Below are 1,374 nucleotides of genomic sequence, written 5' to 3'. Positions count from 1 at the left end.
GGGACTGTCAAACGAACGGTGTGTCCAGGGTTGGTTGAAGACTACTTGCGGCCTGCGGATAGGCGTCCTTCGAACGCGATGTCGAAGGCGTTCAGGGCCGGTTTCCAGCGCATGGTCCACCGCCGGCGGCCCTGCCCGGTCGGGTCCAAGCTCATCACGGCAAGGTAGACGCACTTGAGCGCGGCGGCCTCGTTCGGGAAGTGCCCGCGGGCTCGCACGGCGCGGCGGATGCGGGCGTTGACGCTCTCGATGGCGTTGGTGGAGCAGACGACGGTGCGGATCTCCGCGTCGAAGGCCAGGAACGGCACGAACTCCGCCCACGCCTGCTCCCACAACCTGACGATCGCCGGATACCTGTCGCCCCAGGCCTCGACGAACTCGGCGAACCGGGCCCGGGCCGCCGACTCGGTCGGCGCGGTGTAGACCGGCCGCAGTGCTTTGGCGATGGCATCCCAGTGCTGCCGGCCGGCATACCGGAACGACGCCCGCAGCAGGTGGATCACACAGGTTTGCACCACGGCTTCGGGCCACACCTCACCGATGGCATCCGGCAGGCCCTTGAGCCCATCGCAGACGACCATGCACGCATCCGCCACGCCCCAGTTCTTCAGCTCAGTGAGCACCTGCAGCCAGAACTTGGCGCCTTCACCGCCGTCGCCGGCCCACAGGCCGAGGATGTCCCGGGCGCCCTCGACGGTGACGGCCAGGGCCAGGTAGATGGGCCGGTTCGCGACCTTCCCATCGCGGATCTTCACGTGCACGGCGCCGAGGAAGATCACCGGATAGACCGGGTCGAGGGGCCGGTTCTGCCACTCGGTCATGCCCTCGACGACCTTGTCGGTGATCGTCGAGATGGTCTGCCGCGACACCTCGGCTCCATACACCTCCGCCAGGTGGGCCTGGATCTCCCCGGTGGTCAGGCCCTTGGCAGACAGGGAGATCACCATGTCGTCCACCCCAGACAACCGGCGCTGCCGCTTGCGAACGATCTGCGGCCTGAACGACCCGTCACGGTCGCGCGGCACGTCGATCTCGACGCGGCCCACGTCGGTCAGCACAGTCTTAACCCGGCTGCCGTTGCGGTGGTTGGATCCCTCCTTGGCCCTGACGTCGCCCTTGTCATAGCCCAGGTGGTCGGTGATCTCACCCTCGAGTGCTGATTCCAGGACCCGCTTTGTGAGCTGTTGCAGCAGACCGCCATCACCGGTCAGCTGCAGCCCCGCCGCACGGGCCTGCTCCACCAGCCGGCCCACCAGCTCGTCGTCGACTCCATTCGCCGGCGGGCGCGCCGGGTCCTTCTTCGCCACCGCGGCAGTATCCACGGCGGTCGTCATGTCGGTCATCGGTGCCTACTCCATGATCAGGAGACACACC

General features: G+C 67.5%; 1 protein-coding gene. It reads right to left on the bottom strand.

The genetic code is table 11. From position 1 onward, the window contains the following. Nucleotides 1–41 precede the first annotated feature (41 nt). Complete coding sequence (locus C1I99_RS31570) at nucleotides 42–1,343, bottom strand: IS256 family transposase (RefSeq protein WP_233512831.1); 1,302 nt, start codon at nucleotides 1,341–1,343, stop codon at nucleotides 42–44. Nucleotides 1,344–1,374: the final 31 nt, after the last annotated feature.

Source organism: Micromonospora deserti, from assembly GCF_003236335.1.
GTDB classification, from domain to species: domain Bacteria; phylum Actinomycetota; class Actinomycetes; order Mycobacteriales; family Micromonosporaceae; genus Micromonospora; species Micromonospora deserti.
Note: the sequence above shows the minus strand (reverse complement) of the source record. Positions and strands in the feature narration are given on the sequence as shown.